The organism is Faecalibacterium prausnitzii, assembly GCF_003287405.1.
GTDB lineage: Bacteria > Bacillota > Clostridia > Oscillospirales > Ruminococcaceae > Faecalibacterium > Faecalibacterium intestinale.
The window spans coordinates 154,869-178,570 of the sequence record NZ_PRLD01000004.1; the positions used below are offsets into that span (position 1 = coordinate 154,869).

21 protein-coding genes and 1 pseudogene are annotated in these 23,702 nt (G+C 52.4%); 12 read left to right on the forward strand and 10 right to left on the reverse strand.

The annotated features are described in order from the left end of the window. Positions 1–212: 212 nt before the first annotated feature. Together C4N24_RS05765 and C4N24_RS05770 are read right to left on the reverse strand one after the other, a co-directional pair. Positions 213–1,322 carry a phosphotransferase enzyme family protein gene (locus tag C4N24_RS05765; protein WP_181573061.1) on the reverse strand — a complete coding sequence of 370 codons (1,110 nt, stop codon included), beginning with the start codon at positions 1,320–1,322 and terminating at the stop codon, positions 213–215. 19 nt (positions 1,323–1,341) lie between these two features. Continuing rightward, positions 1,342–2,208 (reverse strand): helix-turn-helix domain-containing protein, encoded by an 867-nt coding sequence (locus C4N24_RS05770; RefSeq protein ID WP_112090671.1) that lies wholly within the window; start codon positions 2,206–2,208, stop codon positions 1,342–1,344. A 415-nt stretch (positions 2,209–2,623) separates the two neighbouring features. Here C4N24_RS05770 and C4N24_RS05775 point away from each other — a divergent pair, with 415 nt between their 5' ends. The 7 genes and pseudogenes from C4N24_RS05775 (at position 2,624) to C4N24_RS05805 (ending at position 9,163) form a co-directional block, all read left to right on the forward strand. Next, positions 2,624–3,997: a carbohydrate ABC transporter substrate-binding protein gene (locus C4N24_RS05775; protein WP_112090672.1), complete on the forward strand. Its 1,374-nt coding sequence runs from the start codon at positions 2,624–2,626 to the stop codon at positions 3,995–3,997. A gap of 87 nt (positions 3,998–4,084) precedes the next feature. After that, entirely contained in the window at positions 4,085–4,969 is an 885-nt protein-coding gene (locus C4N24_RS05780) for a carbohydrate ABC transporter permease (protein ID WP_005926926.1), read from the forward strand. 12 nt (positions 4,970–4,981) lie between these two features. Continuing rightward, positions 4,982–5,878 carry a carbohydrate ABC transporter permease gene (locus tag C4N24_RS05785; RefSeq protein ID WP_112090673.1) on the forward strand — a complete coding sequence of 299 codons (897 nt, stop codon included), beginning with the start codon at positions 4,982–4,984 and terminating at the stop codon, positions 5,876–5,878. Between the two features lie 11 nt (positions 5,879–5,889). Then, complete coding sequence (locus C4N24_RS05790) at positions 5,890–6,081, forward strand: DUF6903 family protein (RefSeq protein ID WP_097793535.1); 192 nt, start codon at positions 5,890–5,892, stop codon at positions 6,079–6,081. 27 nt (positions 6,082–6,108) lie between these two features. Beyond that, positions 6,109–8,268: a 1,3-beta-galactosyl-N-acetylhexosamine phosphorylase gene (gene gnpA, locus C4N24_RS05795; RefSeq protein ID WP_112090674.1), complete on the forward strand. Its 2,160-nt coding sequence runs from the start codon at positions 6,109–6,111 to the stop codon at positions 8,266–8,268. Between the two features lie 149 nt (positions 8,269–8,417). Then, positions 8,418–8,582, forward strand: a pseudogene (locus C4N24_RS15795) (type I restriction enzyme endonuclease domain-containing protein); the annotation flags it as partial. Then, positions 8,537–9,163 carry a hypothetical protein gene (locus C4N24_RS05805; protein WP_242983197.1) on the forward strand — a complete coding sequence of 209 codons (627 nt, stop codon included), beginning with the start codon at positions 8,537–8,539 and terminating at the stop codon, positions 9,161–9,163. The pseudogene C4N24_RS15795 and the gene C4N24_RS05805, both read left to right, overlap by 46 nt. Positions 9,164–9,420: 257 nt before the next feature. On the opposite strand, the gene C4N24_RS05815 is transcribed toward C4N24_RS05805, so the two are convergent. Further along, a complete protein-coding gene (locus C4N24_RS05815) occupies positions 9,421–10,464 on the reverse strand; it encodes a LacI family DNA-binding transcriptional regulator (RefSeq protein ID WP_112090675.1) in 1,044 nt (347 codons plus the stop codon). A 283-nt stretch (positions 10,465–10,747) separates the two neighbouring features. On the opposite strand from C4N24_RS05815, the gene C4N24_RS05820 reads away from it, so the two are divergent. From C4N24_RS05820 to C4N24_RS05835, 4 genes are all read left to right on the forward strand, one after another. Beyond that, positions 10,748–12,430 (forward strand): PTS transporter subunit IIBC, encoded by a 1,683-nt coding sequence (locus C4N24_RS05820; protein WP_112090676.1) that lies wholly within the window; start codon positions 10,748–10,750, stop codon positions 12,428–12,430. A 5-nt stretch (positions 12,431–12,435) separates the two neighbouring features. Further along, positions 12,436–13,254: an endonuclease/exonuclease/phosphatase family protein gene (locus C4N24_RS05825; RefSeq protein WP_112090677.1), complete on the forward strand. Its 819-nt coding sequence runs from the start codon at positions 12,436–12,438 to the stop codon at positions 13,252–13,254. Between the two features lie 16 nt (positions 13,255–13,270). Continuing rightward, the gene (gene malQ, locus C4N24_RS05830; protein WP_112090678.1) at positions 13,271–14,773 is read left to right on the forward strand and encodes a 4-alpha-glucanotransferase; all 1,503 of its coding nucleotides are present in this window, start codon (positions 13,271–13,273) and stop codon (positions 14,771–14,773) included. A gap of 613 nt (positions 14,774–15,386) precedes the next feature. Further along, entirely contained in the window at positions 15,387–16,202 is an 816-nt protein-coding gene (locus C4N24_RS05835) for an Rpn family recombination-promoting nuclease/putative transposase (protein ID WP_347475213.1), read from the forward strand. 22 nt (positions 16,203–16,224) lie between these two features. Here C4N24_RS05835 and C4N24_RS15610 read toward each other — a convergent pair whose 3' ends face one another. Continuing rightward, entirely contained in the window at positions 16,225–16,851 is a 627-nt protein-coding gene (locus tag C4N24_RS15610) for a helix-turn-helix domain-containing protein (protein WP_242983193.1), read from the reverse strand. A gap of 995 nt (positions 16,852–17,846) precedes the next feature. Here C4N24_RS15610 and C4N24_RS05850 point away from each other — a divergent pair. Continuing rightward, entirely contained in the window at positions 17,847–18,251 is a 405-nt protein-coding gene (locus C4N24_RS05850; protein WP_112090680.1) for an AbrB/MazE/SpoVT family DNA-binding domain-containing protein, read from the forward strand. Between the two features lie 57 nt (positions 18,252–18,308). Here the strand turns inward: C4N24_RS05850 and C4N24_RS05855 are convergent, their stop codons facing one another. The 6 genes from C4N24_RS05855 to C4N24_RS05880 form a co-directional block, all read right to left on the reverse strand. Continuing rightward, positions 18,309–19,700, reverse strand: coding sequence for a tyrosine-type recombinase/integrase (locus C4N24_RS05855; protein WP_112090681.1), 1,392 nt, complete (start codon positions 19,698–19,700; stop codon positions 18,309–18,311). Next, positions 19,700–20,590 (reverse strand): helix-turn-helix domain-containing protein, encoded by an 891-nt coding sequence (locus C4N24_RS05860; RefSeq protein WP_005928318.1) that lies wholly within the window; start codon positions 20,588–20,590, stop codon positions 19,700–19,702. Before C4N24_RS05860 ends, C4N24_RS05855 begins: the two co-directional genes overlap by 1 nt. A gap of 90 nt (positions 20,591–20,680) precedes the next feature. Further along, entirely contained in the window at positions 20,681–20,926 is a 246-nt protein-coding gene (locus C4N24_RS15765; protein ID WP_005933015.1) for a helix-turn-helix domain-containing protein, read from the reverse strand. A 30-nt stretch (positions 20,927–20,956) separates the two neighbouring features. After that, a complete protein-coding gene (locus tag C4N24_RS05870) occupies positions 20,957–21,742 on the reverse strand; it encodes a DUF6551 family protein (RefSeq protein ID WP_112090682.1) in 786 nt (261 codons plus the stop codon). Then, positions 21,739–22,506 (reverse strand): type II toxin-antitoxin system PemK/MazF family toxin, encoded by a 768-nt coding sequence (locus tag C4N24_RS05875; RefSeq protein WP_242983194.1) that lies wholly within the window; start codon positions 22,504–22,506, stop codon positions 21,739–21,741. The genes C4N24_RS05870 and C4N24_RS05875 overlap by 4 nt, the downstream gene beginning before the upstream one ends. 813 nt (positions 22,507–23,319) lie before the next feature. After that, positions 23,320–23,607 carry a helix-turn-helix domain-containing protein gene (locus C4N24_RS05880; RefSeq protein WP_005928332.1) on the reverse strand — a complete coding sequence of 96 codons (288 nt, stop codon included), beginning with the start codon at positions 23,605–23,607 and terminating at the stop codon, positions 23,320–23,322. Between the last annotated feature and the right edge of the window lie 95 nt (positions 23,608–23,702).

Sequence of the window (23,702 nt, forward strand, 5' to 3'; positions counted from 1 at the left end):
CATACCATGTGCCTGTTGTTATGCTGTCTGGTCTTTAACATCTGCGAGTGCGGCTTCCAGAGAGGTAAGGTGGTCCTTATGCTTGTGAATGATCTCCAGAATCACATCACGCTGCACATTATCGGGCATAAGCTGTAAAAAGAAGCATGGACGCCCCCGAAAAGGAGAGCGTCCATGCTTCTTGCTGTATCCGAATGGAGGAGATTGCGAAATCAGTGATTGTCCGGGCAGACGATTTCCAGCATCTGATCGAAAACCTCTTCCATCTGCCGCACCAGTGTGAACTGGGTGCGGGCGCGGTCGAGGTTGTGATCCGGGCGAGCAATATGGAAATAATGGTCGCCCTCCAGATAGTCAGTCAGAAAACGGATGCCGCATTCCAGCGTCATGAGCCTTGCGCCCCATGCAAGGCTCTTTTTTTCTGCCATGCTCATGGATGCCCCGGCAGTGGAGAGATACCCTTTGGCGAACACTTCGTACAGATGCAGGTCAAAATGGACTTTGCTCTGGTCAGGTTCATCCTCAGCGCAGTCGTTGGCACCGGTGCGGATGGAATCGCCGAAGTCGTAGGCCGAAAGTCCCGGCATCACGGTGTCGAGGTCAATGACACAGATGCCTTTTCCGGTAGCGGCATCGATGAGGACATTGTTGATCTTGGTGTCATTGTGGGTGACGCGCAGAGGAATTTCGCCAGCTGCCAGCTGATCCAGCAGGACATGGCAGTCCTGCTCTCTCGCATGGATAAATTCGATTTCCGACGTGATATTTTTTGCCCGGCCCAGTGCATCGGCGGCGAGGGCTTTTTCAAAATTGGCATAGCGGTTGGGCGTGTCGTGGAAGCGGGCGATGGTCTCGTGGAGGGTGGAGGCCGGGTAATCCGCCAGCTGGTTCTGGAACTTGCCCAGCGTCTCGGCCACGGTGCGGAAGTCGGCTTCGCTGCCGACCTGCTGCAAACAGATGGTATCTTCTACAAAGTCGTAGGCACGCCATGCGCCGCCGTCTGCATCCAGATAGCAAGTCGACCCGGACAAAGTTGGGATGACATTCAGCGTTTCCCGTGCTGGGTCGCCGCCCTCGGCAAGAATTTTCGCCCGCAGATGCCGGGTCACGCCGCAGACATTCTCCATCAGGCCCACCGGGTTAGTAAAGGTATCTGTGTTGATGCGCTGCAAAATAAAGCGTTTGGAATGATCTTCCCGCCAGACCACAAAGGTGTCGTTGATATGCCCCTCACCATAGTGGTGAGCATCGCAGAGCACAGGCCCGCCAAAATCAAAGGCATTTGCAGCAGACTGGAGCAGAGAAAGGGTAACGGATTTCATCATAAATTCCTCGTTTTCGTTATATTTCATGCCGTTTTGTCGGGGCGGGGCGTTTTCCCTGCCGCGTCTGACGGCGGTATTCGTTGGGGGTCATGCCCTCCGCCTTGCGGAAGCACTGGGAGAAATAGCTGGGGGAGGAAAAGCCCATCAGCTCGCTGATCTGCGCCAGACTGTAGCTGGTGTTGCCCAGCATATGCTTGCTCTCCTCAATGCGGCGGCGGTTCAGGTAAGTAATGGGGGAAATGCCGTACTCCCGCTGGAAGGTGTGGGCCAGATAGTATTTGTTCAGGTGGGCAAGCTCTGCCAGCAGGTCCAGCGAGATATCCTCGCGGTAGTTGGTGTCCAGATACCGCTTGATCTCGGCGCACTCCCGGTTCTCGGTCGGGGCAGCCTCCTCCAGCTGCAGCGAAATGGTGGTGCAGCGCACCAGCCAGATCAGCAGTACCTCCAGCAGGTCCTGACAAACGGTCTCGCAGCCGTCTAAGCTGCGGTCGGCCTCGGCCAGCAGCATATGCAGCAACGTGACCATCCGCTCCCGGTTCTCCCGGCAATTGAAGATGGCGTAGTTCGTATCTGCCTTGCTGAACAAAAACTCCATGCTGGCAACGCCCAGCACGATATACTCCAAGGGCGAGGCGTTCAGGCTAAGCTCGGTATGCTCCACCTGCGGGTTCACAATGACCATATCATCCGGTTTGACCGGATAAAGCTGACCGCTTAGATAAAACTGACCTTCTCCGCTCAGACAGTAGAACAGCTCCGTGCAGGAGTGGGTGTGGGTGGTACTGTTCCAATCGCCGCCAAACCGGCTCTTGCTGATGTACAGCAGACGGAAGGATTCCCGCGGGGCGGGCGCGTGGCGGATATCAAAGCGCTGGGTACTCATAGATGATCGGCTCCTTCGGGAAACGCAAATTTTCTAAAAATAAACGCAACATTATGAAAACATTACCAAAAAATGGTGCGTTGTTTCGTGCACTTTACCCTCATTATAGAGGGAATACACAAAAAAAGCAAGCCCTGATTTTAGGCTAATTTTTATATTTTTGTTTCTCAAGTCCCTTCGAAATATGTCAAAACAGTTACAGGTTGGGGATTATGCTGAAACTTTTAAAAGATTTTTAGCACTTTTGCTGGAAAATTTTTTCAGAAAGCAATATCTATAAAAAATGAAACAACAAACCTCTTGAGCAAGGAAGCGAAAGAATTTATATTGGAGACAGAAAAACACACAGTCCTTCGGGCAAAGCCTGTTTGCCCGGCTGTGTTTGAATGGAACAAAATGATGGAGGCAACATAGTATGAATCGTATTTCTCGTCGTAATTTCCTGAAGGCGGCCGGCGTTGGCGCCGCTGCACTGGGTCTGGCTGCCTGCGGCGGCTCTTCCAGCTCCACCGCATCCAGCGTGGCATCCTCCACCGCCGCTTCTTCCGCAGCGGCGGCTGCAGACGTTACCATCAAGGTAGCCGCCATCGAGACCGGCTACGGCGCTGAGATGTGGAAGAAGGTCGCCGAGGCCTTTACCGCCCAGACCGGCATCAAGGTGGACCTGACCACCGACAAGAAGCTGGAGGACGTCATCGGCCCCTCCATGCAGGGCGGCGACTACCCCGACGTTGTCCATCTGGCCACCGGCCGTGAAGCTGCCCTGACCGAGCAGTTCATCAAGGGCAACCTGATCGCCGACATCACTGACGTGCTGAGCATGACCGTGCCCGGCGAGAGCAAAAAGGTGAGCGAGAAGATCGCCGGCGGCTTTACCGACACCTCCCTGACCAACCCCTACGGCGACGGCAAAACCTATCTGGCTCCCATGTTCTACAGTCCCTGCGGCCTGTTCTACAACGCCGGTTTCCTGAAGGAAAAGGGCTGGGATGTGCCTACTACTTGGGACGAGATGTGGGCATTGGGTGATAAAGCTGCTGCCGAGGGCACCTATCTGTTCACCTACCCCACCACCGGCTACTTCGACGCATTCTTCTACGCACTGATGTACGCCGCAGGCGGCCCTGACTTCTTCAACAAGGCTACCCACTACGAAGAAGGCATCTGGGACACCCCCGAAGCAAAGACCTGCTTTGATATCGTGGCAAAGCTGGCTTCCTACACCAACCCCATCACCCCCGCACAGGCCAACGATCAGGACTTTACCCAGAACCAGCAGCTGGTGCTGGACAACAAGGCCCTGTTCATGCCCAACGGCACCTGGATCGTGGGCGAGATGGCCGAGGCTCCCCGTGCAGACGGCTTTGAGTGGGGCATGACCGCCCTGCCCGCTGTCAAGGCCGGCGGCGATGGTTACAGCTACACTTGGTTCGAGCAGGCATGGATCCCGGCGGGTGCCGAGCATCAGGATGCCGCCAAGCAGTTCGTGGCTTACCTGTACAGCGATGAAGCCTGCAAGCTGTTTGCCGAGAGCGGCGCTATCCAGCCTGTGCTGGGCATCGCCGACAGTCTGGAAGGCGACAACAAGATGTTCTACTCCATCTACGATAACGGCGCGAAGGCCGCCATGGGCAACTTTGCAGCCTTCAGCGCCATCCCCGGCGTGGAAGTGCGCACCGTGTTCTTCGACCCTGTCAACTCTCTGGTGTCCGGCAGCATGACCGAGCAGCAGTGGATCGATGGCATCAAGTCCGCCAGCGACCAGATGCGCGCCAACATCATCGAGTAATTAAGCCCTGCCCAGCGGGGGCGGTTTTTACCGCCTCCGCTTTTTTGGGCTGTACAGTACCATCAAGAAAGGAGCGGTCAATCCCCTATGAGAACGGATAAAAGCCGCAAACGGTTCGTATTCCTCTGTGTGGCACCAGCTACCATCCTGTTTTTCCTCTTTATGATCCTGCCCACCCTCAACGTGTTCCGCATGAGTTTGTATGAGCGGGGTGCCTATTCTCCCAACGAGACTTTTGTGGGGCTTAAAAACTTCCAGCATCTGCTGCGGGACGCCCAGTTCATCCGCTCCATGCAGAATATGATCCTGCTGGTGGTAACGGTCACCCTGATCACCTTCGCCTTTGCACTGGTATTTGCCGCCATCCTCACCCGGGAGAAGATCAAAGGCCAGAACTTTTTCCGCATCATCTTCTACATCCCCAACATCCTGTCGGTGGTCGTCATCTCCGGCATCTTCTCTGCCATCTATAAGCCGGAAAACGGCATGCTGAACAGCATCATCGGCCTGTTCCGCAACATGAGCGACCCCATCCTGTGGAAGGGCGAAAAACTGGTCATCCCCTCCATCATCATTGCCATGGTGTGGCAGGCCATCGGCTACTACATGGTCATGTACATGGCCTCCATGTCTGCCGTGCCCATCAGCCTGTACGAGAGCGCCAATCTGGACGGTGCCGGGCGGCTGACCCAGTTCTTCCAGATCACCATCCCCCTCATCTGGACGAATATCCGCACCACCCTCACCTTCTTTATCATCTCTACCATCAACATGGCCTTCCTCTTCGTCAAGGCCATGACCAGCGGCGGGCCCAACGGCGCATCGGATGTGGCGCTGAGCTATATGTACAGCCAGAAAGACGCTGGCCTGTATGGTTACAGTATGGCCATCGGCGTGGTAATCTTCCTGTTCTCGTTTGCCCTGTCCGCCTGTGTCAACAAGGTCACCAACCGCGATACGCTGGAATTTTAAGGAGGGAAGAAGATGCAGAATACCACCGAAAAATCTTCCCGCTCTGCGGAAGGTCTCTATAAGTTCTTTATCTATTTTGTGCTGATCCTGCTGGCCGTTACCATCATCGTGCCGGTGGCATGGGTGTTCATGGCCTCCATCAAGCAGAATGCAGAGTTCTACGGCAACCCCTGGGCACTGCCCGCCGGGTTCTACTGGCAGAACTTTGTCAACGCATGGAACGGCGCGAAAATGGGCGAATATATGCTCAACTCGGTCATCGTCACCGCGCTGGCGCTGGCGCTGCTGCTGGTCGTTGCCCTGCCCGCCGCCTACTGCCTGTCCCGCTTCCACTTCAAGGGGTGCAAGGTGCTGAACACCCTGTTCATGGCGGGCTTGTTCATCAACGTGAACTACATCGTGGTGCCCATCTTCCTGATGCTGCGGGACGGCGATGTGTGGCTGAAAAGCCATTTCGGCAGCGGCTTTCTGCTGAACAATCTGGTGGTGCTGGCGGTGGTGTACGCCGCCACCGCGCTGCCCTTTACCATCTACCTGCTGTCGGGCTACTTTGCCACCCTGCCCCACGATTTTGAGGAGGCCGCCTACATCGACGGTGCGAGCTACTTTTCCACCATGACCCGCATCATCTTCCCCATGGCAAAGCCCTCCATCATCACCATCATCCTGTTCAACTTCCTGTCCTTCTGGAACGAGTATATCATCTCCATGACCCTGATGAGCTCCACCAAGGCACCCCGCACCCTGCCAGTAGGTCTTTTGAACCTGATGCAGGCGCAGCAGAGCGCTGCCCAGTACGGCACCATGTACGCAGGTCTTGTGCTGGTGATGCTGCCCACCCTGATTTTGTACATCTGCGTGCAGCGGCAGCTGACGCAGGGCATGACCGTGGGCGGCCTGAAAGGTTAAGGTGACAAACGATGAAAGCATACTGGAAAAACCATCCCGCCCTGCGCATGATCCTGATGCTGGTGCTGTTCGTACTGGCACTGGTGCTGGTGGTGTCCGGCTGGAAAATGACCGGGCAGCTGGCAGGGCTTGGCATCATGCTGGTGGGCGTAGCGCTGCTGCTGGCAGTGCTGGCCATCTACAATGCGACCTATCAGGATTGAGGATAAGAGAGGTAAAGGAGAATCCCTATGGATGAAACAAGAAAGTCCGGGCGCGTGACCATCCCCACCGACTTGGACGTTGTGCCCGAAACGCTGGAGATCTTAAAAAAGTGGGGTGCAGACGCCATCCGCGACTGCGACGGCACCGACTTCCCGCAGCAGTTGAAGGATGCCGATGCAAAGATCTACTCCACCTATTATACCACCCGCAAGGATAACGCATGGGCCAAGGCGAACCCGGACGAGGTGCAGCAGTGCTACATCATGACCGGCTTCTACACCGCACCCGGCGACACCGTGACCATCCCGCTGATGAAGGGCATCAGCCCGGAGCTGATGCAGGTGAACACCAACGACGACATCACCCGCTGGTGGGAGGTCATGGATCGAACCACCGGTCAGCCCGTGCCGCCGGAGCAGTGGAGCTACGCCGACGGCAGCGTGACCGTGCAGGCTGTACCGTTCCATGAGTATACCGTCAGTTTTCTGGCTTACCTCATCTGGGACCCGGTGCATATGTACAACGCTACCACCAACGGCTGGACGAATTTTGAGCACCAGATCACCTTTGACGTGCGTCAGCCCAAGACCCACAAGTATTCCATGGAGCGCCTGCGCAAGTTCATTGCAGAGCACCCCTATGTTAACGTCATCCGCTACACCACCTTCTTCCACCAGTTCACCCTGATCTTCGACGAGCTGAAGCGGGAGAAGTTCGTGGACTGGTATGGATACTCTGCTTCGGTCAGCCCTTATATCCTCAACCAGTTTGAGCAGGAAGTGGGCTACAAGTTCCGCCCGGAGTACATCATCGATCAGGGCTACTACAACAACCAGTACCGGGTGCCCAGCAAGGAATTCCGGGATTTTCAGGCCTTCCAGCGCCGCGAAGTGGCAAAGCTTGCCAAGGAGATGGTGGACATCACCCACGCGTGCGGGTGCGAAGCCATGATGTTCCTCGGCGACCACTGGATCGGCACCGAACCCTTTATGCCGGAGTTCAAGAGCATCGGTCTGGATGCCGTAGTGGGCAGCGTGGGCAACGGCTCCACCCTGCGCCTGATCTCTGACATTGAGGGCGTGAAGTACACCGAGGGCCGTTTCCTGCCGTACTTCTTCCCGGACACCTTCCACGAGGGCGGCGACCCGGTGCGGGAAGCCAAGGAGAACTGGGTTACAGCCCGCCGCGCTATCCTGCGCAAGCCCATCGACCGCATCGGCTATGGCGGCTATCTGAAACTGGCCTTGCAGTTCCCGGAGTTCGTGGACTACGTGGAGAGCGTCTGCAACGAGTTCCGCGAACTTTACGAGAACATCAAGGGCACCACGCCCTACTGTGTCAAGCGAGTGGCCGTGCTGAACTGCTGGGGCAAAATGCGGGCTTGGGGCTGCCACATGGTGCATCACGCCCTCTATTACAAGCAGAACTACAGCTATGCCGGTGTCATTGAGATGCTGTCCGGTGCGCCCTTTGATGTGAAGTTCATCAGCTTTGAGGACATCAAGAACGACCCGCATCTGCTGGATTCGTTGGATGTCATTATCAATGTCGGCGATGCCGACACCGCACACACCGGCGGCATCTGGTGGGAAGACCCGGAGATTTCCTCCGCTATCCGCAAGTTCGTCTGGAACGGCGGCGGCTTTATCGGCGTGGGTGAGCCTTCCGGTCACCCGTATCAGGGCCACATTCTCCAGCTTGCCAGCGTGCTGGGCGTGGAGGAAGAAAACGGCTTCACCCTCAACTACGACAAATACAACTGGGAGGAGCACCCCGACCACTTTATCCTACAGGACGCCGATCAACCCGTGGACTTTGGCGAGGGCAAAAAGAACATCTACGCCCTCGAAGGCACCGAAGTGCTGGTGCAGCGGAACAAGGAAGTGCAGATGGCCGCCCACGACTTCGGCAAGGGGCGTGCCGTGTACATCAGCGGCGTGCCGTACAGCTTTGCCAACAGCCGCACCCTTTACCGCGCTATCCTGTGGAGTGCCCACAGCGAGGAGGAACTGCATACATGGTTCAGCTCCAACTACAACGTGGAGGTGCACGCCTACGTCAAAAACGGCAAGTACTGCGTGGTGAACAACACCTACGAGCCGCAGGATACCACCGTTTACACCACCGGCGGCAGCAGCTTTGCGCTGCATCTGGACGCCAACGAGATCAAGTGGTATGAGATCTAAGTTCTCCTTTTCATAAACGAACACAACGGGCAGCTCTGTTACCAGAGCCGCCCGTTGTGTTTGCTGTATCTGCCGATAACTCAACCTGTGTCAATCGAACGCTGCAATGGAGATGGCTGGAAACGCAGAAATTCAGTAATGCGAGCGTAATAGACCTGCAGAAAAAAGAAACTGCCCGTGCGAGTATGCGTAAGATGGTGAAGCACTTGCTGAAAAAATATAAGTATGCGCCAACGTCAAGCGGCGTAAGGGCTGCAACAAAAAGACTGTGCAGAAGGACTGGCTGGAAGATCTGGTCGTCCGGGAGACCATGAATCTGATTCAGGACGATGCGGTGATCGACAAGATCGTTCAATTGGTCATGGATGTCCAGAATCAGGAAAATACCACGATCCCGCTGCTGGAAAAGCAACTGCGAGAGGTCAACAAAAAGCTGGACAACCTGATGAAGGCGATCGAGGACGGCTTGTACACCCGGACAACGAAAGAGCGTCTGGAAGCGCTGGAAATCCAGAAAGATGAGCTGACTGCAAAAATTGCAGACGAAAAGCTGAAGAAGCCCAGCTTCAATGAAGATTTCATTCGATTCTGGCTGATGAAATTCAGAAAATTCGATATTTCGCAGAAAAAACAGCGGAAAGCGCGGATTGAAATTTTTGTAAATGCCATTTTTCTGTACGATGACCGGATGCTGATCACGTTCAACTACAAGGATGGCACCCAAACCGTCCGTTTTGAGGACACTCTGACCACCGATTGCGGAGAAAAAAGTTTGCGTTTGCGAAGCAACGAAAGCCCCAGTGGGGCTTTTGAGCAACAGAACGGTCTTGCGCAAGCAAGATGGAGGGGCTTTGCCCCGACAAGTTCGGATTTGTCCAGCCTTGCTGGACTATAAATCTAACGACTTCACGTTAGAAATTGTTGGATTTTTTTGTTTATAGTCTGGCCTCATTTGATTTTGACCACAATGCGGGCGATTTTATCTGGTCGATCGCAGGGGCAAGTGGACTTTTTGCATAGCAGGGCTCTGTACCCCCTCTTCTCTGAAAAAGAGAAAACAATCCCATTATTCTTATTATCGCAAGTCAAGAAATTAGCGCAACATCAAAACGGCATCTCTGCGATATGCAATTCAACGATGTTGCTGTTGCATTAAAAAGTTGAATTGCTATAGACCTCCGGCGGCGGGCAGCAGCTTTCCCGGGGGATGAGCTTATGCGGCACGATGATCTTTGTGGCCAGAAGGTTCGGGTTCTCAATGTGGTTGATGGTCTGGCTGGCGGCTTCCATGCCCAGCTGGTAGGGGTTCACGTCCACGGTGGTCAGCTGCGGGCTGGTGATGCGGGAGAACAGCGAATTGTTGAAGGACACGATGGACAGGTCTTTCGGGACGCGCAGCCCCAGCTTGCCGCAGAACTGTTCCAGCACCACGGCAAGGATGTCGTCGCTGACCAGCATGGCGGTGGGGTGGTCCGGGGCAGTGAGCAGGGTTTTCAGCGCTCCCTCGTAGGCGTCGTTCAGGGTGTTGACCTCCACACAGTCCTCTTCCCGGGGAATGATGCCGTGCTTGAGCAGGGACATCTGGTAACCCCGCTTGCGCTCTGCGGAGAACAGCATGGCGTTATTGACCCCGAAATACGCAATGCGGCGGTGGCCCATCTCATAAAGGTAATCGGTAGCTTCCTCACCGGCAAGGGCGTTGTCGTTGTCGATGTAGATAGTCTGGTTGGCGGACTGCGCTGCCTTGCCCACAATGACATGGAGCAGCCCCTCGTTGCGCAGATACGCCGCCACCGGGCAGTCCTTTTTGGAATAGAGCAAAATAAACCCATCCGCCTGTGCGTTGGCCACCATGCTCTGGATGGCGTCCAGCACTTCGGCATCGTCCTGCCCGGTGATGACCGTGTTCACATACCGCCGCAGGTTGCAGAACTGCCCGATGCCGCGGATGATCTCCAGATGAAAGGCGTTTTCGTAGACGTCCCGCTGGGAGGAGGGCAGAATGATGCCGATGGTCTTGGAAAAAGCCTCCACCGGTTCAGTCTCAAAATTCGGCTCGTAGCCCAGCTGCGCCATGATGCGGCGCACCCGCTCCTTGGTCTCCCGGCTGATGGAAGGGCTGTCCTTGCAGGTGCGGGATACCGTGGAGGGCGAGACCCCCGCTGCCGCTGCAACATCCTTGATGGTAACTGCCATAGTTTGTTCCTCCCTGATATAGTAGTTCTATTGTAAAGCTGTTTGCGCGCAATGTCAATGTTTGCGCACGGGATTGCGTAAACTGTGCAACACCGTGCCTGCGTACCTTCGACAATTTCCACAAATAATCCTTCGCGCGATTGTAGAAAACGTAGAAAGCTTGTTTTTGACCCAAAAAACTCTTGTAAAAATTGCGGAGTTGGATTATCCTTGTTGCGTAAAGTAATGCAAACGTAGTGCAACGCTTGCACAAAACGATGCAAAAGGAATAAGGAGGAACATCATGGCAACAACAAAAGCGGCTCCGGGTAAAAAGGGGCTCATCAACTTCGACTTCTTACAGAAGCTGGGCAAGGTGCTGATGACGGTCATCGCCGTTATGCCCGCTGCCGGTCTGATGATCAGTCTGGGCAAGCTGGTGCAGATGGGCGGCAGCGACATTGCGGCGGTCATGACCATCGGCACTACGATGGAGAACATCGGCTGGGCGGTCATCAATAACCTGCACATCCTGTTCGCCGTTGCCATCGGCGGCAGCTGGGCAAAGGAGCGTGCGGGCGGTGCCTTTGCCGCCGTGCTGGCGTTCGCCCTCATCAACGTCATCACCGGCAACATCTTCGGCGTCACCAGTGCCATGCTGGCAGACCCCAACGCCGTGACCCACACCCTGTTCGGGCAGGAGATCGCCGTCAACGGCTATTTCACCTCTGTGCTGGGCGCACCGGCGCTGAACATGGGCGTGTTCGTGGGCATCATCGCCGGTTTTGTGGGCGGCGTAGCTTACAATAAGTACTACAACTTCCGCAAGCTGCCGGATGCGCTGGCCTTCTTCAACGGCAAGCGCTTCGTGCCCATGGTGGTCATTGTCTACTCGGTGGTTATTTCCATCGTGCTGTCGCTGTTCTGGCCTGTGGTGCAGACCGGTATCAACAACTTCGGCATCTGGATCGCCAACTCTTCCGAGACTTCTCCCATTCTGGCTCCGTTCATTTATGGTACGCTGGAGCGTCTGCTGCTGCCCTTCGGTCTGCATCATATGCTGACCATCCCCATGAACTATACCTCCTTCGGCGGCACCTACACCATCGCTACCGGCGTCAACGCAGGCAGTCAGGTGTTTGGTCAGGACCCGCTGTGGCTGGCATGGGCAAACGACCTCATCAACTTCAAAAAGGCCGGCGATATGGCCGCTTACAACAATCTGCTGGCTACCGTCACCCCCGCCCGCTTCAAGGTTGGTCAGATGATCGGTGCTACCGGTCTGCTGCTGGGCATTGCACTGGCCATGTTCCGCCGGGTGGACGCCGACAAGCGCGCAAACTATAAGTCCATGTTCATCTCCACCGCACTGGCTGTGTTCCTGACCGGCGTTACCGAGCCGTTGGAATTCATGTTCATGTTCTGCGCCATGCCGCTGTACATCGTGTACGCACTGCTGCAGGGCTGCGCCTTCGCCATGGCAGGCATCATCCATCTGCGTCTGCACTCCTTCGGCAATCTGGAGTTCATCACCCGCATTCCCATGTCCCTGCAGGCAGGTCTGGGCGGCGATATCATCAACTTCGTGATCTGTGTCGTGGCATTCTTCGTCATCGGCTACTTCGTGGCCTACTTCATGATCGGCAAGCTTCAGCTGGCAACGCCGGGTCGTCTGGGCAACTACACCGATGACAACGCAGACGATTCTGCCGCCGCCGCAAAGACCGAAAAGAAGGCCGACAAAAAGGCCGATAACGGTCAGGCCGAGCGCATCATCGCTCTGCTGGGCGGCCGGGAGAACATCGTGCTAGTGGACGCCTGCATGACCCGTCTGCGTGTTACCGTAAAAGACCCTGCCAAGGTGGCCGACCTTGCCGCATGGAAGGCCGAGGGTGCGCTGAGCCTGCTGGTGAAGGGCGACGGCATTCAGGCTGTGTACGGCCCCAAGGCAGACGTTCTGAAATCTGACATCAACGATATTCTGTAAAAACTATGAAACTGCTGACATTGAATACCCACAGCCTTATCATCCCGGAGCATGAGGCAAAGCGGGAGATTTTTGTAGACTTCATCGCAAAGGAGCAGCCGGAGGTGTTCGCCCTGCAGGAGGTGAACCAGACCGCCGCTGCGCCGCTGCTGGCAGAGGCTCCGGCGGGGTACTACCCCTGCCCCGGCAATATGGTGCTGCTGAAAGCGGACAACCACGCCGCAGCCGTGGCAAAAATGCTGGAAGCGCAGGGCGTGCACTATTATTGGAGCTGGCTTCCGGCAAAGGTGGGCTACGACATTTACGATGAGGGCGCGGCGGTGTTCAGCCGTGCACCCATCACCGACGCCGAAAACCTGCTGCTGAGCCAGATCAATGATTACAGCAACTGGAGGACCCGCCGCACGCTGGGCATCTGTGCAGGAGATGTCTGGTATTATACGGTGCATCTGGGCTGGTGGAAGGACGAGGTAGAGCCTTTCGCTCCCCAGTGGGAAAAGCTTTCAAAGGCGGCGGGCGCTAAAAAGACCGCCTTTCTGCTGGGCGACTTCAACAGCGAAGCCGATGTGCGGGGCGAGGGCTACGACCTCGTGCTGGGCAGCGGCTGGCAGGATACCTACCGCTTGGCGCAGCAGCGGGATGCGGGCTACACGGTGGTGGAAGCCATTGACGGCTGGCGGGATGCCCCGGATGCAGCGGCAAAAAAGCGCATCGACCAGATCTGGTGTTCCAAGGCGGTGGCTGTCAAGAGCAGCCGGGTGGTGTTTGGCGGCTTGCAGGAGCCGCAGGTGTCTGACCACGCCGGTGTTATGATCGAGTTATAAAGGAAGGGAAAAGAAGATGCAGAGAAGTGCAGGCATTTTGCTGCCCATCAGTAGTCTGCCGTCCCCTTACGGCATCGGCTGCTTCTCGCAGGAAGCATACGACTTTGTGGATTGGCTCAAGGAAGCCGGACAGACCTATTGGCAGATCCTGCCGCTGGGTGTGACCAGCTACGGCGACAGCCCGTATCAGAGCTTTTCCGCCTTTGCGGGCAACCCCTATTTCAACAATCTGGACGCACTGGTGGAGGAAGGAGTGCTGACCGCCGCCGAGTGCAAAAAGGCAAACTTCGGCCGCAAGGCAGATGACATTGATTACAGCCGCCTGTATACCGAGCGCGGCCGTCTGCTGCGGCTGGCGTACTCCCGCAGCGACATCGGCCACAACGAAGCGTTTACGGCATTCTGCGAGAAAAACAAGTGGTGGCTGGACGATTTTGCCCTGTTTATGGCGGTGAAAGGCCGCTTTGAGGGCAAGCCGTGGATCGAGTGGGCAGAGGATATCCGTCTGCGCTGGCAGCCCGCCATGGACTACTACCGCCGGGAGCTGTACTTTGAGGTGGAGTACCACAAGTATCTTCAGTTCAAGTTCGACGAGCAGTGGCGCAAGCTGAAAGCCTACGCCAACAGCAAGGGCATCCAGATCATCGGCGACATCCCCATCTATGTGGCGCTGGATTCTGCGGACGCTTGGGCAAACCCGGGGCTCTTCCAGCTGGACAAGGACAACATTCCCACGGCAGTGGCGGGCGTTCCCCCGGATGGCTTTTCGCCTACCGGTCAGCTGTGGGGCAACCCGCTCTACCGCTGGGAAACCCACCGCGCGACCGGATATCAGTGGTGGATCACCCGGCTGTGGTACTGCTTTGAGCTGTACGATGTGGTGCGCATCGACCACTTCCGCGGCTTCGATGAGTATTTCTCCATCCCCTACGGCAGCGAGACGGCGGTGGATGGCCACTGGGAAAAAGGTCCCGGCATCGAGCTGTTCCGAGCCGTGGAGCAGGCGCTGGGCAAGCGGGAGATCATCGCAGAGGATCTTGGCTACATGAGCGACACCGTGCGGCAGCTGGTGCGGGACAGCGGCTTCCCCGGCATGAAGGTGCTGGAATTTGCCTTTGATTCCCGCGATACCGGCAGCGCCAGCGACTACCTGCCCCACAACTACCCGGTGAACAGCGTAGCCTATACCGGCACCCACGACAACGAGACGCTGGTCTCGTGGTACCAGACCATCTCGGACGCCGAGCGCGCCATGGTGCGGGATTACCTGTACGACTACGCCACCCCGGACGAGCAGCTTTATAAAAGCATGATCGCACTGATTTTGCGCAGTGCAGCGGCAAGGTGCATCATCCCCATGCAGGACTGGCTGGGGCTGGATAATGCCGCCCGCATCAATAAGCCCTCTACCGTAGGCCAGAACTGGCGCTGGCGGCTGAAAAAGACCCAGCTGACCAAGAAACTCCAAAAAGAGATCTGCCAGCTGACCACCCGCTACGGCCGAATGAACTGGGCATAAGGTGCTCTATGAAGCTTGATTAGCCGGAACTGAAAATTCTGCTAATGGCATTCGCTGGCTGATTTTGGTGATAGGTTCAAAATGAAAAAATGCGAAGATCGTCTTTCCCATGGAAAAATGATCTTCGCATTTTTAAGTGGCGTCCCCGATGTGATTCGAACACACGGCCTTCCGCTTAGGAGTAGACCGTGCATCTGTAAACCCATTGCAAAATAGGGTAATATATTCTACTCTATATCAATGAATTTTTTGTTGGGATGTCAACGTATGCAAATAGAATCGAACCTTTTTTATTCTGTGTAAACAGATGTTTATTAGCTGGAAATTAGCTGAGCTAATGAAAAGTGGCCGCTCTATTGTACAACGCTCACCTTTCATTAGCTGGAAGGCGCGTGGCTGTTCATAGGCACCAGAAGAACACCAGTTGCAAAAAGCAGCTGAAGCCTGTTTCTGGATTTATGATACCATGTCGGAATCGCAGTTGTAATAGGAACATGGCCAGAACACGATATGAAAGGATTCTGACCTATGTGGTGGGAAGTACTTCATCTTGTAAAAAGAACGGTTTTATGGTATTCTTACCTTAGACAAGGAACAGAAAGCAGGTGAACCGGTGGCAGAAGTCAAAATGCAAAAAGGCCTTGATTTTGAACGCAAGCATGAGGAAGATCTGCGGCGTATCCGTGATTTTCGGCTCATGGATGATAACTTTATGAGCAAGGTCTTTGAAGATAAGCCGTGTGCGGAATTCCTGCTCCGGATCATCCTGAATCGGGATGATTTAAAGGTTAAAGAAGTCCATGGGCAGCATGACCTGAACAATATACAGGGGCGTTCCGTGCGGCTTGACATTCTGGCAGTGGATCATGAAAATCGTGCCTACAATGTCGAGGTTCAGCGCAGTGACAGTGGAGCAGTCGCAAAGCGGGCAAGATATAACAGCAGCCTGCTGGATGCCAATCTCACCCGAAAGGGCGATGCGTATGACGCACTGAACGAGACCTATGTAATCTTTATCACAGAGAACGATGTGCTTCGGGGCGGACTTCCTATTTATCATATCAATCGCATCATTGAGGAAATGGGGAAATCTTTCGGAGATGAAGCACATATTATCTATGTAAACTCTCAGATCAAGGACGACACCGCATTGGGAAAGCTGATGCACGACTTTACCTGTACGAACCCGGATGACATGAACTATCCTGTTCTGGCACAGCGGGTGCGTTATTTCAAAGAAGATACGAAGGGAGTGGCAACGATGTGCAGAGCATTTGAAGAAGTGAGAGAAGAGACAAAGCATGAGCAGTCGATTGAAATTGCAAAATCTTTGCTAGAAGTTGGAAAAATGACCTATGAAGAAATTGCTCGGTCGGTTCAGCTTCCTGTTGAAGAAGTAAAGGCACTGGATACAAAGAAACCCGCCTGATCTTAATTCAGCCAAGATATTCTTAAAAACAAACAGCGGCAGTTTTCCCAATCGGAAAGCTGTCGCTGTTTATGTATAGAGGCTTATAAGTTCTTTGCAAGATTTTTGATGAGTTCGGCCATAGAGGGGGTGGCCAGCAATTTGGTAAGTGCTGCTGCCGCGTCGGCATCGACCGCACTGTTTTCAGGGATGGACTGCGCTGCTTGATGGGGCATTTCAGGCTCTGCGCCATGATGCTGGTAGAAGAAATCATCAAAACGCTGTGCATCCGCATCCAGAAGTCTACCGTTTCTGCTTTCAACTTTCCCTGACGGATGAGTGTATAGACAGTGTCAGAGTTTACCTTTAATATTTCAGCAACTTCCAAAATAGAATATGACCGCTTGCAAAGTTCCTCGCCCGGTGGAGGACCATTGACCTTATGGTATTTGACCTGATTGGCGTACCATTTTTCAAAACTGGAAATAACGATACGCATTTTGTCGTTTATCAGAATGACTTCAAAGAAATTCTTATGAAGCAGCCAATAACTATCCGTTTTGCCGAGACCGAGAAGATGCTGCATCTTACGAACCGACATGGTTGTTTTAGCGGTGGTAGGTTCGGCTTTTCCGTATAAGGGAGCCGAAATATTCTGCACATCATCCATGAAGGACACCTCCATCTATGTAAAAATTTAGCCGGGAATTCTCGTCCCGGCTAAAGAATAGCAGATTTCGCTTGAAATGTTGAGGATGTCAAACAGCAGGATTGGGTTCGATAAACCCTCCTTTGATGGATTCGGGAAGTTCAGCCCGAAAACAAAAAAGCGCGTTCCTCTTTCTGTTCCGAGAGAACAGCGAGTGAACGCGCTATGTATGGAGAAAAGTGTTTTGCACGGCTTCTGATAGGAATGTGAAAAATAGATTTACACAGTTTATCTTGTATTTACATGGATTTACAGGAAAGCGGCTACCAATTTTAGCAGAGAGCCGGAAAACAGAGTTCAAAAGGTGCTTTATGGGGCATCATTAGCTGGAAACCCGATTTTATTAGCTGAAACCGAAAATTCTGCTAATGGTATTCGCTGGCTGATTTTGGTGATAGGTTCAAAATGAAAAATGCGAAGATCGTCTTTCCCATGGAAAAATGATCTTCGCATTTTTAAGTGGCGTCCCCGATGTGATTCGAACACACGGCCTTCCGCTTAGGAGTAGGGGCTGAAGCCATAAATCCTAGGCAAAAGTAGGTAAAACAAGTAACGTTTTATCAATTGATTTTTTGTTGTGCTGTCAATCCGAGTAAAGAACACAACCCCCGAAATAAAACGAGTAAAAGGCTTTTCATTAGCAGAAAATTAGCAGAGCTAATGAAAAGTGGAAGGTTCATTGTAAAATGCCCACCTTTCATTAGCTGGGAAGTGTACGTTTCCCTACGGATATTTGCTTGTTTAGCATTTGTGAACCAGACCATACAGCCGTAGCTGGTGTGATGGACAAATGTTTTCAATAGAAAAAGACCAGAGCTTTCTGCGAGAAAACTCTGGTCTATGTAACAGTGCGAATGGAAATGCGCATTGTCTTGTAAAAGGAAAGGGCTTATGGTATTCTTACGGGAGTAAAGGCACTGGATGCAAGGAACTTTGCGTGATTTTAGGAGTGTGCGATGGAAAAGAAATTTAATATTGTAGTCGGTGAAGATGGAACTGTAAAACTCCCAGATGCGGTTCTGGAAAAACTTGAAGTCAAACCCGGAGAGGAAGTTCGCTTCGAGGTAGATGACAATTTCTATGCAGTCAGGCTTCTATCGCGGATAGAAGCTGAACGCTTGGATTACTTGAATTGGATGCATAATAAACATTGCCCCTCTATTGAGGAAATGATTGCAGAGTCGAGAAAACAAGCCACTCAGAACATTGTGATCTCCTGTATCCTTGATGGGATGCCGGCAGAAAAAATCGCAGAAGGCTATGAAGTTTCACTCGATTATGTAAAACAGCTTACACATCAGCTGAAGATGGACATAGAGGAAGCTAAGGCGAAAAAACACAAAGAAACGGGATCATCCTAAAACAGATAGCGGCAGTTTTCCATATACGGAAAACTGCCGCTGTTTATGTATAGAGGCTTATAGGTTCTTTGCAAGATTTTTAATGAGTGTAGCCATAGAGGGGTCAGCCAGCAGTTTAGCAAGAGCTGCTGCCGCATCTGTATCGACGGGACTGGCTTTGGGAGTGGATTGCTCTGCGCGAGGGAGGACTTCAGGCTCTGCACCATGATGCTGATAGAAGAAATCGTCGAATCGTTGTGCGTTCAAACGCCGATCATCATCCAGAATGTGTGCGTACTGCTCGGTGACCATCGAAGCCTGTGCATGACCGGAATCGCCCTGCACGGCTTTGATATCGCCGCCGTTCAGCTTGAGCTTGTATGTAATGCTGGAGTGTCGGAAGCTGTGGAAAACCACTTTGGGGAGATCGTTTTCCTCAATCAGCTGCTTCAATGCACCGTTAATGGTGGATTGTTCGGTCGGCATTCCCAGCGGGCCGGCAACCACGAGATTATAGTCTGCATACTCTGCACCCAGTGCGTCCTTTGTCATGTCCTGCTCGGCTTTATAGTGGACAAGCATTTCAGCAACTGTTTTGGGGAGAAAAATGGTTCGGATACTGCTGTCTGTTTTAGGGCTTTTCAGAACCTGGACCGTGGTGCAGCGGGAACTCAGCGAGGGAAAACGAGTGATGACATTTTTATTTTCCAAGGCGTTCAGCGAAGCAATATCTACACGCTGCAATTCCTTATTTATGTAAATGGAGGCTCGCCCGGCTTCAATGCTTTCGGGGGAGATATCCACACAATCCCATGTCAGACCGAGCAATTCCCCTAAGCGCAGGGAACAAGAGAAGGAGAGGTTGATGCAAAGCCGGAGCCGTGGATCATCACAGACTTCTAAGGCATGGAACAGGGTCTCGGCAGTCCAGATATCACGCTTCTTTGCAGTGTATTTGGGCAAGGTGGCATAAATACAGGGATTCTTTTCCATAAGTTCCCACTTTACAGCCTGCTCAAAGGCACTTCTCAAAATTTTGTGAACCGAACGAACCGTGCCGGGAGAAACGTATTGATGCTGACGCTTTCCACACATAGGGTCAACGGCTTCGTATTTAAGCAGCCGCTGATAATATCCCTCAATTACGCGGGTGGTGAGATCTTGCAGCTTCATTGAGCCGATAAGCGGTTCTATGTAGTTTGAAATCAGTGCAGTGTTTGATTGATAGGTTGAAAGTGCCCATTTGGTTCTTCCGTACAGGGTGACGTATTCTTTAAGCAGGTCTTTTAGAGTTCGGCACTGGGGTGCCACAAAGGTACCGACGGATTCTTTGTATTCGACCTCTTTCTTACGGTTTTTGGCATCTGCAAGGTCGGTAAAGGTTTCCCATTTCTGCTTTAGCGTTCCATTAGTGTGTTTGTAGGTATAGACAACGCAGTATCGGTTATTGCGTTTGACAATGCTAGCCATTATACATCCTCCTCTACTTTACGTTTGGACTTCAGAACTTCATCGAAAGCATCTTTTTGGATGCGTTTTACCCTTCCCAACTTCATCGTTGGAATTCCTTCTTTGAGAACCCACGAGTCAAGTGTTGGGCGGCTGATTCCGTAAAAAGCCTGAATTTCCTGAAAACTGTAGTATTTCCCATTCTTGGGACATTGCAGTTTTAGCGGCGGCTCCTCATGCGTTTCTTTTTTCGGTTTTTGAAGTTGGTATGTAGATTGGCTTTTAAGCCATGCCTTAAAACTTTTTTTGGTAATGCGCGGCCTGTCGGCCACGCGCTCAATGACGAAACAATCTCGGTATTTTTTGCAATCAAGAATCCCATAAACATTCTTGCGTGGGATACCGAGTAGTTTTGCCATTTCCGGGATGGAGATGGTTTGCGCTTCAATCTCCCGGTCACGCTCACGGTCGGCTGCTGTGCGGTAGCGACTTTGTGATCGGTACCACCGCTCAAAGTCCTCTTTGGGAATTCTCATACAGAAGTCTGCCGTTTCTGTTTTCAACTTGCCCTGTCGGATGAGTGTATAGATCGTTTCGGGTTTCACCTTCAATATCTCGGCGGCGTCAGGAACGGAATAGGACCGTTTGCAAAGTTCCTCGCCCGGTGGCGAACCATTGACCTTATGATATTTGACCTGATTGGCATACCATTTCTCAAAGCTGGAAATAACGATACGCCTTTTGTCGTTTATCAGAATGACTTCAAAGAGATTCTTATGAAGCAGCCAATAGCTGTCTGTTTTGCCAAGGCCGAGAAGCTGCCGCATCTCACGAACCGACATGGTGGTTTTGGTAGTGGCAGGTTCAGCTTTTCCGTATAAGGGAGCCGAAGTATTCCGCATATCATCCATGAAAGACACCTCTCTATCTATGTAAAAGTTTAGCCGGGATTTCTCATCCAGGCTAAAGAATAGCAGATTTCGCGTGAAATGTTGAGGATGTCAAACAGCAGGATTGCGTTCAACAGTGCCATCATTGAGCCATGCTTCAAAGCTGGCTTTGGAAATACGGTAAGCGCCGCTTACCTTGAACCAGCGGAATTCGTTCTGCTTCAGTAGACGGTAGACAGTGGGACGGCTCAGGAGCAGCATTTCCATCAGGTCTTCTACGGTATAGCAGCGGCTGTCCTTTGCTGTGGAAACAGGGGAGGAAACCGAGTTGGGCGAAGGTTCTTCATGGATAATCATTGGATAATACCTCGTTAAATATACTTAAAGTTAAAACTTGAGCGGCAATGCAGCCCGGCGGCTGCCACCATTATAAATAGTATAGACCTGCTGAAGGTACTTCGTCTTGCCGGGAAGGCTTACGCCTGCGGTTCGTGCAAGGCGAAAAATCGTGAATGCATCGACCTGCCGCAGTTTGGCAATCAGACGGCTTTTACTGTATTCGGAGTGGTACAGTTCTACAAAGCGGCAGATGCCGAGCAGATTTGCAGAACTCATGGAATCAGGTTCTCCGTCCCACGCATTCAGCAAAACATCAAGGGATTCGATATACAGTTCAGGACCAAGCCGGATGAATTCGTGATAGGCGGTTGCGATGCAGCTGATCCGCTGCTTGCCCCGGCCTTCTTCAAAAGAAAGATGAACGCCAGCCAATTCGGTGGCCTGCTGGAATGCAACGGCAGCAGGCTCCCCTGCAAAAATCAGGGCACGGAGCTTCTGTCCTGCACTCAGCCGTTCCGAAATGCCTGTCTGCTGTGCAAACAGGAGGGCTTCTTCTCGTTCTGTCATACCAAAATAAACCTTGCAGCGAATCTGCAAATCTTCGCCGCCGTTCAGAAATTTCCGTGCAGCGATGGTGTTCTGTCCGTCCATCACATAGTAGTGACCATCCCGGAAGCTGATCTTCGGCTCATTGGCAACCCACTCGTCAAATTCTTTTGCGATGCGGGCAACACGAGCGGGGTGAAGAGCACGCTGATAAGTGTCGCGCGGCACGATCAGTTCGCTGCTGTTCAGGCACATCTCATGGTAAGGTTTTACAACTGCGTTCATCATAAAGGAACCTCCTTCTTCTTTTGCAGAAAATCAATTCCTGATTGGATAATCAAACCGATTTTCTTCTTTTCGTTATCGGATAAGCGGAAACTGGAATACCGTTCATAGCAGATATTCCAGCGGAACATAAGCGATTGAAGCGCATCATCCAGTTCTGCAACCATGAACTCAACAGAAGATTCCGTCGGGGTGGAGAGCATCCTTTCCGATATCTGCTCAATGCTATGTAGCTCGCCTTTTGTGTGCTTGGAGAGAGCAGGGGGCTGACTGTTCAGCACCCGAAGATTCTGAAACTGCTGGGAGAGCAGCTCTTTTGCAGCGGCGAGAACATCCTCCTGCGGAGGAGCCGTAAGGTATTTTCGGAATGACTTGTATCCAATGAACCCAAAGCTGTATTGCAGACACACTGACACTTGCCGCATTTCATATTTGGACAGGTGCCCAAGGTAGCTTAACACTCTGGATTTATCTGCGGGGCGCGGACTTTCGCAAATCGCCATAGATGGCGCACTCAAAAAACGATTGTGCAGAATAAAATGCGTCGGCATATTTCGCTTTTTGATCTGTGTTGTCAGCGGAACGACCAGAAGAACATTGGAATAAAAATTACCATCATCGTTCTGGACAACAATGGCAGGTCGGATGCCGCCTTGCTCGGAACCGCTGTAAGGATTCAGGTCCATCATGTAGACATCGCCGCGCTTGTACATCCAGTTTGCTGGCATAGGCGGATACTCTTTCTCTTTTTTGCCTCGTGTTGCCAATTTAGATTTCTCCTCTCTATCCGTATATGTAACAGTGGGCTGCTCGCACAGCCCACCCTACTATCTCAAACAGCAAAAATGCTGTGATTTATAGTTCTATACCTTTCCGTATTTGTCCCCGACATCCCCGGAAACCGAAAACTCTGTTTTCGTGTGGGAAATCTTTCAGCCGTCCGGCAGCGTACCGAATCCATAGGGTTCTCACCTCTCCGTGGTTCTCACCGAGCTGCCCGAAGGCAGAAGTATCATTATTCTGTGATGGCTCTTAGCTATGGAGAAGCTGTCATCCATTTACCGTCAACCTACCGCTCATTCCCTCAGTGGGAGATCATCGCATTTGTTACGGACGTGGCTCATCATCACAGGAACGTGACTGAAGAATGCTTGTTCAGTTTTCAAGGGACAGGATAGCTTGAGGGTCGCTTTGAACGCTTGCAGAAGCTATGGCTGTATTGTAACCGATGCGGAACGAAATGAACAGGAACTCAGAGTTCACAATTTTTGAGGGAAATAGGAAGTATCGTTCCTGTTTATCGATGAGCCGTCAAAAATATATTTCCTGACTTTATGTAAGAAATGAAGTATTATACTCGTAAGAAACTAACTTACGAGTATATAAATTCGATAAATACACTTTGGGGAGGGAACAAACTACCACTACTACATTTTCTCGAAAGGCGGATTTACGGACGGACTACTTCAGGCACAGGAACGCGGAGAAGTACAGCTGCTTACCCTTGCCGATATTTTTGAATAACACAAGAAACGCTCTTGCCGGTGTAAAACTGGCAGGAGCGTTTCTTGTTGAAGTGATTATAAAAGACCTTTGATTTTTTCAAGATGATCTATAGCGGCTTGCAGTTCATTTTGAAACTGATCCCTAGAAGGATCTCGACCCAAAAGAAGATAATCCATACTGACATGGAAGTATTCTGCAATATCGATCAGGATTTTTACAGAGCCATTGGAGCTTCCCCTTTCAAGATCGCCGAGGTGTCGATGGGAAACACCAAGTTTTTCAGCAAGTTTTTCCTGCGATAACTTCGCATTTGTACGCAAAGTAAAAATACGGTTACCAATAGCATTCGGATCAAAGCTCATGTGTGACCTCCAAATTTTCGATAAAGCGTGAGAAGTCGAAAACTCGGAGTTGCTACGGATATCTAGCCGCTTGGGGCATCCACGAAAAACGGACA

Coding starts and splice junctions, on each gene's coding strand:
- C4N24_RS05765 (WP_181573061.1), bottom strand. CDS start 1,322: ATGAAATCCGTTACCCTTTCTCTGCTCCAGTCTGCTGCAAATGCCTTT.
- C4N24_RS05770 (WP_112090671.1), bottom strand. CDS start 2,208: ATGAGTACCCAGCGCTTTGATATCCGCCACGCGCCCGCCCCGCGGGAA.
- C4N24_RS05775 (WP_112090672.1), top strand. CDS start 2,624: ATGAATCGTATTTCTCGTCGTAATTTCCTGAAGGCGGCCGGCGTTGGC.
- C4N24_RS05780 (WP_005926926.1), top strand. CDS start 4,085: ATGAGAACGGATAAAAGCCGCAAACGGTTCGTATTCCTCTGTGTGGCA.
- C4N24_RS05785 (WP_112090673.1), top strand. CDS start 4,982: ATGCAGAATACCACCGAAAAATCTTCCCGCTCTGCGGAAGGTCTCTAT.
- C4N24_RS05790 (WP_097793535.1), top strand. CDS start 5,890: ATGAAAGCATACTGGAAAAACCATCCCGCCCTGCGCATGATCCTGATG.
- gnpA (WP_112090674.1), top strand. CDS start 6,109: ATGGATGAAACAAGAAAGTCCGGGCGCGTGACCATCCCCACCGACTTG.
- C4N24_RS05815 (WP_112090675.1), bottom strand. CDS start 10,464: ATGGCAGTTACCATCAAGGATGTTGCAGCGGCAGCGGGGGTCTCGCCC.
- C4N24_RS05820 (WP_112090676.1), top strand. CDS start 10,748: ATGGCAACAACAAAAGCGGCTCCGGGTAAAAAGGGGCTCATCAACTTC.
- C4N24_RS05825 (WP_112090677.1), top strand. CDS start 12,436: ATGAAACTGCTGACATTGAATACCCACAGCCTTATCATCCCGGAGCAT.
- malQ (WP_112090678.1), top strand. CDS start 13,271: ATGCAGAGAAGTGCAGGCATTTTGCTGCCCATCAGTAGTCTGCCGTCC.
- C4N24_RS15610 (WP_242983193.1), bottom strand. CDS start 16,851: ATGGATGATGTGCAGAATATTTCGGCTCCCTTATACGGAAAAGCCGAA.
- C4N24_RS05850 (WP_112090680.1), top strand. CDS start 17,847: ATGGAAAAGAAATTTAATATTGTAGTCGGTGAAGATGGAACTGTAAAA.
- C4N24_RS05855 (WP_112090681.1), bottom strand. CDS start 19,700: ATGGCTAGCATTGTCAAACGCAATAACCGATACTGCGTTGTCTATACC.
- C4N24_RS05860 (WP_005928318.1), bottom strand. CDS start 20,590: ATGGATGATATGCGGAATACTTCGGCTCCCTTATACGGAAAAGCTGAA.
- C4N24_RS15765 (WP_005933015.1), bottom strand. CDS start 20,926: ATGATTATCCATGAAGAACCTTCGCCCAACTCGGTTTCCTCCCCTGTT.
- C4N24_RS05870 (WP_112090682.1), bottom strand. CDS start 21,742: ATGATGAACGCAGTTGTAAAACCTTACCATGAGATGTGCCTGAACAGC.
- C4N24_RS05880 (WP_005928332.1), bottom strand. CDS start 23,607: ATGAGCTTTGATCCGAATGCTATTGGTAACCGTATTTTTACTTTGCGT.